This is a genomic window from Clostridium celatum DSM 1785, from assembly GCF_000320405.1.
GTDB lineage: Bacteria > Bacillota > Clostridia > Clostridiales > Clostridiaceae > Clostridium > Clostridium celatum.
Genome location: NZ_KB291608.1, coordinates 1 through 8,044, shown reverse-complemented (window position 1 = coordinate 8,044; position 8,044 = coordinate 1). Strand labels below are relative to the sequence as shown.

Sequence of the window (8,044 nt, the reverse complement as noted above, 5' to 3'; positions counted from 1 at the left end):
GTGCCTTAAACCAACTCGACCATCTCTCCTCGGAACAATTGTTATTATATCAATGGACAAATATTATGTCAACACTTTTATTAAAATTTTTTTAAATAATTTATTTGCATTTAATAAACTACTAGATAGATTGCTTAAATAATCACTTCTTCTATTAATAATTTAAAATACCATTTTCTAAAATTAACTTAAATATTTTTAAAACTAAAGAGTTAAGAAATTTAAAATTCTTAACTCTCTTTTTTAATTTTTACATATCTGAAAGTTTTCCGTGCTTTTCGTAGTTAGTTATTCTATCAACTTTATTTTCTTCATTAACAAAAACAACCTTTGGCTTATGTTCTTTAATTTCCTCTTCATCTAAATCACAATAAGCCATTAATATAATTTTATCCCCAACTTGTACACACCTTGCAGCTGCTCCATTTAAACAAATCATTCCTGAGCCTCTTTCACCTGCAATTGTATATGTTTCAAATCTTGCCCCATTATCTATATCTACAATATGAACTTTTTCGTATTCATATATTCCTGCCGCATCTAATAAATCTTCATCAACAGTAATACTTCCTACATAATTTAATTCAGCTTGTACTACAGTTGCTCTGTGTATTTTACCTTTTAACATATTTATCTTCATTAATTGCTTCTCCTCTTACTATAACTCATAAGTAAAGTTATCTATTAATCTTGTTTTTCCTATAAATACTGCTACTGCTACTAATACAGATTTACTAATTTCTTTTACATTTTCCATAGAAAAACTATCTACAACCTCTATATAATCAATTTTGGCAAGCTTTTCTTCATCAATTTTATTCTCTATTATTTTTATAATATTTTCCGCTTTTCTTTCACCATCTTGAATTTTACTTTTAGCTAAAGTTAAAGCTTTATTTAAAATTGTCGCTGCATCTCTTTCCTCTTCTGATAGATAAGTATTTCTTGAACTTTTGGCAAGTCCATCCTCTTCTCTGACTATAGGACAACCTATTACTTCAACATCAATATTTAAATCTCTTACCAATCTTTTTATAATAGCTAACTGTTGAGCATCTTTTTCTCCAAAATATGCTCTATCAGGAGTAACTATATTAAATAATTTAGTTACTACAGTACAAACGCCTCTAAAATGAGTTGGTCTACTTTTCCCACATAATCCACTTGTTAATCCATTCATATCAACAAAACTAGAAAAATCATCAAAATATATTTCTTCATTTGTAGGATGGAATATAATATTTGCTCCAGCTCTTTCACAAACTACACTATCTCTTTCTAAATCTCTTGGATAAGTTGATAAATCTTCTTTAGGTCCAAATTGCATTGGATTAACAAATATACTTACAACAACTCTATCATTTTCTTGTGAAGCTCTTTTTAATAAACTCTCATGCCCCTCATGTAAATATCCCATAGTAGGAACAAAACCTATTTTAAGCGCTTGAGTTTTCCATTCTTTAACTAAGTTTCTCACTTCATTAATAGTATTTAAAACTTTCATTTTTATACCCCTTAATATAGTTTTTCTATAACTTCATCATTTATTTTAAAAGAATGCTCTTCTGCTGGAAAAACCCCATCACGAACTTCCTCTATATACTTCTTAAATGCTATATCCATTTTCTCACCTAAATTTTCATATTTCTTAACGAACTTAGGTGTAAAATCACTATACATACCTAACATATCTTGATAAACAAGAATTTGACCATCACATTCTGCTCCCGCACCTATTCCTATTGTAGGTATAGATAATTTTTCAGTTATTATTGCTGCAAGCTTAGCTGGAACACATTCTAATACAACTGCAAAAGCCCCTGCTTTTTCAACTGCTAAAGCTGCTTCAATAAGATTTTTTGCAGCTTCCTCATCTTTACCTTGAACCTTAAATCCACCAAATGCATTTACCGATTGAGGTGTTAATCCTATATGTGCCATAACTGGTATAGATGCTTTAACTATAGCCTCTATCTTATCACACACTTCAATACCACCTTCAAGTTTAACAACATGTGCTCTACCTTCTTTAATTAATCTTCCTGCATTAACTACAGCATCATATATAGAAGCTTGATATGACATAAAAGGCATATCTGCTACCACCAATGTATTTTTTACACCTCTTGAAACTGCCCTAGTATGATGAATCATATCCTCCATAGTAACTGATAAAGTATCTTCATATCCTAAGCAAACCATACCTAAAGAATCACCTACTAATATTCCGTTAATACCTGCATTATCAATTAATTTTGCTGTTGAATAATCATATGCTGTAAGCATTGTTAACTTTTCTTTTTTTTCCTTTGCTTGTCTAAATGTAACTGCTGTATTTTTCATAACTACTCTCCTAAATATTCCTCTAAATTTCTATAGTTTTTATCACTATTTTTAACTTTTGCTATCTTCAAAATATTTTTTGATAATAATCTATACAATTCTTTATCCTCTTCACGCAAAACACTAAAATGATTAATTATTGTTCCTAAATCTCCTCTTTCTACAGGACCAGTTAAGCTATTTATTGTTCCTTTTTCTTTGATATTCTTTAAATTAAACTCTATTAATGGATATAATGCTTTTATAGCCATTTCATCTGAAAATCCACATTCTTTGAGATAATTAACACCGTTATTAATTAATCCTAAAACTAAATTACTTACTGTTACAGATGCAGCATGATACAAAGCTTTATTTTCTTTATTAATAACGCCTACATCATTTCCTAAATAGCTAAATAACTGTTTAAAATATTCTATATGTTTTTCATGACCTTCAATTGTGATAAATGCTTGAGATAAATTTTTATAAGAATTATATTTGTCCGAGATAGCGAACATTGGATGAATAGAATAACCATAAGCACCATGATTATTTATATTTGAAAAGATTTCTGAAGAAATAGAGCCACTACAATGGCAAATTATTTTTTCTTTAATAGGTAACTTTTTTATTTCATTCCACACACTTTTAATTTGTCCATCTTGTGTAGTAATGAATATAGCATCACTATCATTTATTATATCTTCTAATTTTTCATATTGTCTTGTATTCGTGAAAACTGCAGCTTCTTTTGCTGAATGCCCTGTCTTACTATAATACCCACTTACGTCTATATTGTTTTCTTTTAGATATTTTCCTAAGGAAAATCCGACTTTTCCTGCTCCAATAAATCCAAAATTTATAATTATCACCTCCTAAAAGAGTGTGACACTATTTAGTCCCATTCAACTTATGATATGAGCTATTTCTTTAATCTTTAAAATTCAAATATATCTTGGTGCGGTTTAATTAAAATACCACCCATAATAAATTTACCATATTTCTATTTTTTGTCAATACTACTTGTATTTCTCACCCTACTTTGATAATTTATTTTCTTAACTAAAGGATTTAATACTATATTTTACTGAAATTTTAGATTAATAATTAATTTAAAACATAAAAAAATAAGATATACCTAAATTTTTATAAAATTTAGGTATATCTATAGAATAAATTAATTATTAAATTTATAAATTATATATTATCTTATAACGTCCATTCCACCCATATATGGTCTTAATGCCTCTGGTATATTAATAGAACCATCTTCGTTTAAGTTATTTTCTAAGAATGCAATTAACATTCTTGGTGGAGCAACAACTGTATTGTTTAAAGTATGTGCAAAATATCTGCCGTTTTCTCCATTTACACGTATTTTTAATCTTCTAGCTTGAGCATCTCCTAAGTTAGAACAGCTTCCTACTTCAAAGTATTTTTGTTGTCTTGGAGACCAAGCTTCAACATCAATAGATTTAACCTTTAAATCTGCTAAATCACCTGAACAGCATTCTAAAGTTCTTACTGGAACATCTAAAGAACGGAATAATTCTACAGTATATTTCCATAATTTTTCAAACCATTCTTTGCTTTCTTCTGGTTTACAAACAACTATCATTTCTTGCTTTTCAAATTGATGTATTCTGTAAACGCCTCTTTCTTCTATACCATGAGCACCTTTTTCTTTTCTGAAACATGGTGAATAACTTGTTAATGTTTGAGGAAGAGTTTCTTCTTTTAATATAGTATCAATGAACTTACCAATCATAGAGTGTTCACTAGTACCGATTAAGTATAAATCTTCACCTTCAATTTTATACATCATAGATTCCATTTCAGCAAAACTCATAACTCCAGTAACTACTTCGCTACGAATCATGAAAGGTGGGATACAGTAAGTAAATCCTTTATTAATCATGAAATCTCTAGCATAAGAAAGTATTCCTGATTGTAATCTTGCAATATTCCCCATTAAGTAATAGAATCCATTACCTGCAACCTTTCTTGCACCATCTAAATCAATACCATTTAATTTTTCCATTATTTCTGTATGATATGGTATTTCAAATGATGGAACTACAGGCTCACCAAAACGTTCTACTTCAACATTTTCGCTATCATCTTTTCCAATTGGAACAGTTGGATCGATAATATTAGGTATAACTAACATTATATTTTTAATTTTTTCTTGAAGTTCATTTTCTTTAACTTCTAATTCTGCAAGACGAGCTGCTTGTTCATTAACTTTTGCTTTTAATTCTTCAGCTTCATCTCTTTTGCCTTGACCCATTAATACACCAATTTGCTTAGAAATAGTTTTTCTATTTGATCTTAAAGAATCTGCCTCTTGTTGTGTTGCTCTGCTTTCTACATCTAAAGCAATTACTTCATCAACTAATTCCAATTTTTGATCTTGGAATTTGTTTTTAATGTTTTGTTTAACTATTTCAGGATTTTCTCTTAAAAATTTTAAATCTAACATAATATCCTCCTACATATTTATTGTATTTTTCTAAATTTTTCTAAATAAAAAGGAGTCCACGTCCCTAAAAAGGGACGAAGAACTCCGTGTTGCCACCCTAATTGATAATAAATACTCTTTATTATCCACTCTTTATAAAACTAACGTATTTAGCACGTACTGCTCATCACAGTCCCTCCAAGGTGGATTCATAAAACATTGTTATCAGTTCACACCAAATCCACTGACTCTCTTAAAACAATAATCTTATTACTAGCCTTTTCAACGGTTTAAGCATTATATTAATATATTATTAAATATATTACAATTTCCTACATTTTGTCAATACATTTACTCTCATATTAAACTATAAACTTTAGTCAATTAAGTCTCTTGTACAAATTATATCAACACCACTATTTAAAATATTTTTACATACAACACTCCCTCTTTTAATAGGAGTACTTACATATATTCTACTTACTACTTTAGACATTTCTACCCATAACTCTTTGTCAACTTCATTGCTACTCTTTATTGGAACAACATTATATCTATCATTCCCTTTAACTCTTACTATTGAAGTGAAAATATCTTTCTTACTCATATATTCTCTCCTCCTATATAATTTTAAATACTTTTAAATTCTTTTATTCTTCCTGAAATTACATTAGAATTTTTAGAGTCATCAACTATATCAGTTATTTTCTTACCAAGCTCTCTAGATAATATTTTTATTATTTTTTCATTACAATATGCACCATGACAATTACCAAATCCAGCTCCAGTTCTTCTCTTTACACCTTTAACAGTTCTTGCTCCTAATGGTCTTCTAATGGAATCTACTATCTCGCCTTCAGATACATTATTGCACATGCAAACAATTTTTCCATACCTATCATCTAATCGTATAACTTCATTTATTTCTTCTCTATTCATTTCTCTAAATCTATAGAATTCTCTTCTTTTATCTATGAAGTTTTTATTTAAAGTACAATTTAAATTATGCCCAAGTGTATCACATAACATCTTCGCAATAGCTGGTGCTAATGTTACCTTTCCATAGTGAGTACCTATAACACTAATATATCCCTTATCAACTTGAGTGTCATCTACTACTATAGAATCTTTATCATAGCTTTCTCTAAATAAATTATTTATATTACCCTTATTTATTCTTTCAATAAATTTCCTGCATACTCTAAATTATCATCTAAACTAGTTTTTTCTGTACTCTTTATTCCAATTAATGATCCACCATTTAATATAGGTGTAGATACTACAAACGTATCCTTATCAAAAGTTTTAGTTACTATTCTTTGTAATTTATTTTCATAATTATCATCAATTAAAATATAACTCATATTTTTAAATGCATTAACATCATTATTACTTTCTTTTTCTTCAACTATACCTTGTTCATTTATATAAATCTCATTTGCTATTGTGTTTATTACAACTTTACACATAAACTTATTCTTATTAGTTACAACTCTGAATCCTTTAGTTATATTTTGAATAGTTAAAACTTCTTCTTCTAATCTAAAGTTTACGCCATTATCAAAAGCAACTTCAGCATAAGCAATAGCTAAATCATATGGCGCTACTATCGCAACATTCTGAGAATATAAACCTTTCTTAACTTCCATATTAATGTTAGGCTCTATTTCATATACTTCATCAGGTTCTATTAAGTATACTCCATCTATACCTCTTCTTATTGCCCTATCATACATTTCTCCTAACTTTACTACTCCATTATTATCATTTACTACTCTTAAAGCCCCTATCCTTTTAAATGGAACATCAAATTTTTCGCATAAGTCTTCTAATAATATATTTCCTATATACTCAAGTCCAGCCATAACATTATTAGATGTCTCTGAACCATCATATACTATTGATGTATTTACAAAAGAAACATCATCTGCAATATCATATTCCTTTTCAATTACAGCTATATTTAAATTATATTTAGATAACTCATAAGCTACAGCACAACCTATTATACCGCCACCTAAAACTAAAACATCATAATCCATAATTTAATACCCCTATTTTATAAAATGAAACCTTTTTCTTTTAATTCTTGTTTTATCAAATCCATATTTTCTAAAGAATCAGCTGAAATAGTGTGAAGATGTACTCCATCAGTTAATATTGATAAAGGTTTTGCTTTTGCCTCATTAAGTGCACTCTTAAATTTATTTAAATCATTTAGGTTTTTTATCATAATCGTGCCTCTTATTTCTCCATAAATTGGATGTTCAACTATAACATCTTCTATTATTCCACCATATTTAACTACAATTTCAAGCTCATCTATCATTTCATTATCACTATGATTTACTGCTATTATTGATTTTATTCTATTTTCCTTTTCCTCATTTATCATATAGCCATCTGGTGTTGCTATAATATTATTTCCTTTAGCTCTTAAAATAGCAATATCTTTAACAATTATTTGTCTAGTAACATTAAATTTTTCTGCTAGTATAGTTCCTTTAATTGCACCTTTTTCTCCATGTAACAATTCAACAATACTATTTCTTCTTTCATCAGCTTTCATACTTCACCCCATTTACTTAATTCTTATTATCACATTCTCTAATAACTTGTAGCAATTTACTTTCATTAGTGATTTTATTATTGTGATGATATCTAATAGTATCTAAAAACTCCTTATCATACACATTTAATTTTTTTAATATGTTTGCACCTTTTTCAGCGTGATTATAATATGCATCTACAACTTTAAAACTGTCATATTTTTTAAGCTTACCTTTAGTCAATTTATTAAGAATAACAACAGCTGATTTCTCAAATAAATTAAGACTATACTCACTTTTGCCTATATCATGAAGAAGAGCTGCTTTAGCTACTCTATTTACATTCATATTCTTTTCTTTAGATATATCTATAGCATCTTTACAAACTCTTATGCAATGATGTTTATCTGGCTTCTTTAATTTATTAAATAATTTTTTTTCATCGCTATTTAAAAATTTATTTACATATGTAGTATCTACATCCTGTAATAGTGACTTTGCTGCCCATATAAATTGTTTTACTCTATAAACTGACATTATTACCACCTTATCTTTAACATATTTTGTAATAGGCATTCATATTAATAATACCACTATTTTATATCATTTTAAAATATAAATACATTTCTATTTATCTACATTTACTGTATATTTTCAACAAATTTAAAGTTTTATATAACAAAAAAAGCTACGATTTATATCGTAGCTT

The 8,044-nt window shown here is 28.0% G+C and carries 7 protein-coding genes, 2 pseudogenes and 1 other annotated feature; all 9 genes and pseudogenes read right to left on the bottom strand.

Translation table 11 applies throughout. From position 1 onward, the window contains the following. Positions 1-250: 250 nt before the first annotated feature. Positions 251-640, bottom strand: a complete 390-nt coding sequence (panD, locus tag HMPREF0216_RS02150; RefSeq protein WP_005210607.1) for an aspartate 1-decarboxylase — start codon at positions 638-640, stop codon at positions 251-253. Between the two features lie 18 nt (positions 641-658). Continuing rightward, positions 659-1,504: a pantoate--beta-alanine ligase gene (gene panC / locus HMPREF0216_RS02145; RefSeq protein ID WP_005210605.1), complete on the bottom strand. Its 846-nt coding sequence runs from the start codon at positions 1,502-1,504 to the stop codon at positions 659-661. A gap of 11 nt (positions 1,505-1,515) precedes the next feature. Further along, positions 1,516-2,343, bottom strand: coding sequence for a 3-methyl-2-oxobutanoate hydroxymethyltransferase (panB, locus tag HMPREF0216_RS02140; protein ID WP_005210600.1), 828 nt, complete (start codon positions 2,341-2,343; stop codon positions 1,516-1,518). Between the two features lie 2 nt (positions 2,344-2,345). Then, complete coding sequence (locus HMPREF0216_RS02135) at positions 2,346-3,197, bottom strand: Rossmann-like and DUF2520 domain-containing protein (RefSeq protein ID WP_005210599.1); 852 nt, start codon at positions 3,195-3,197, stop codon at positions 2,346-2,348. A gap of 332 nt (positions 3,198-3,529) precedes the next feature. Beyond that, positions 3,530-4,807: a serine--tRNA ligase gene (gene serS, locus HMPREF0216_RS02130; protein WP_005210597.1), complete on the bottom strand. Its 1,278-nt coding sequence runs from the start codon at positions 4,805-4,807 to the stop codon at positions 3,530-3,532. Between the two features lie 67 nt (positions 4,808-4,874). Beyond that, positions 4,875-5,081: a binding site (T-box leader), on the bottom strand. Between the two features lie 81 nt (positions 5,082-5,162). Next, positions 5,163-5,399, bottom strand: a pseudogene (locus tag HMPREF0216_RS02125) (DUF1667 domain-containing protein); the annotation flags it as partial. 17 nt (positions 5,400-5,416) lie between these two features. After that, positions 5,417-6,828, bottom strand: a pseudogene (locus HMPREF0216_RS02120) (FAD-dependent oxidoreductase). 17 nt (positions 6,829-6,845) lie between these two features. Continuing rightward, complete coding sequence (locus HMPREF0216_RS02115) at positions 6,846-7,355, bottom strand: transcription repressor NadR (protein ID WP_005210590.1); 510 nt, start codon at positions 7,353-7,355, stop codon at positions 6,846-6,848. 16 nt (positions 7,356-7,371) lie between these two features. After that, positions 7,372-7,872, bottom strand: coding sequence for an HD domain-containing protein (locus HMPREF0216_RS02110; protein ID WP_040418583.1), 501 nt, complete (start codon positions 7,870-7,872; stop codon positions 7,372-7,374). Positions 7,873-8,044 lie beyond the last annotated feature (172 nt).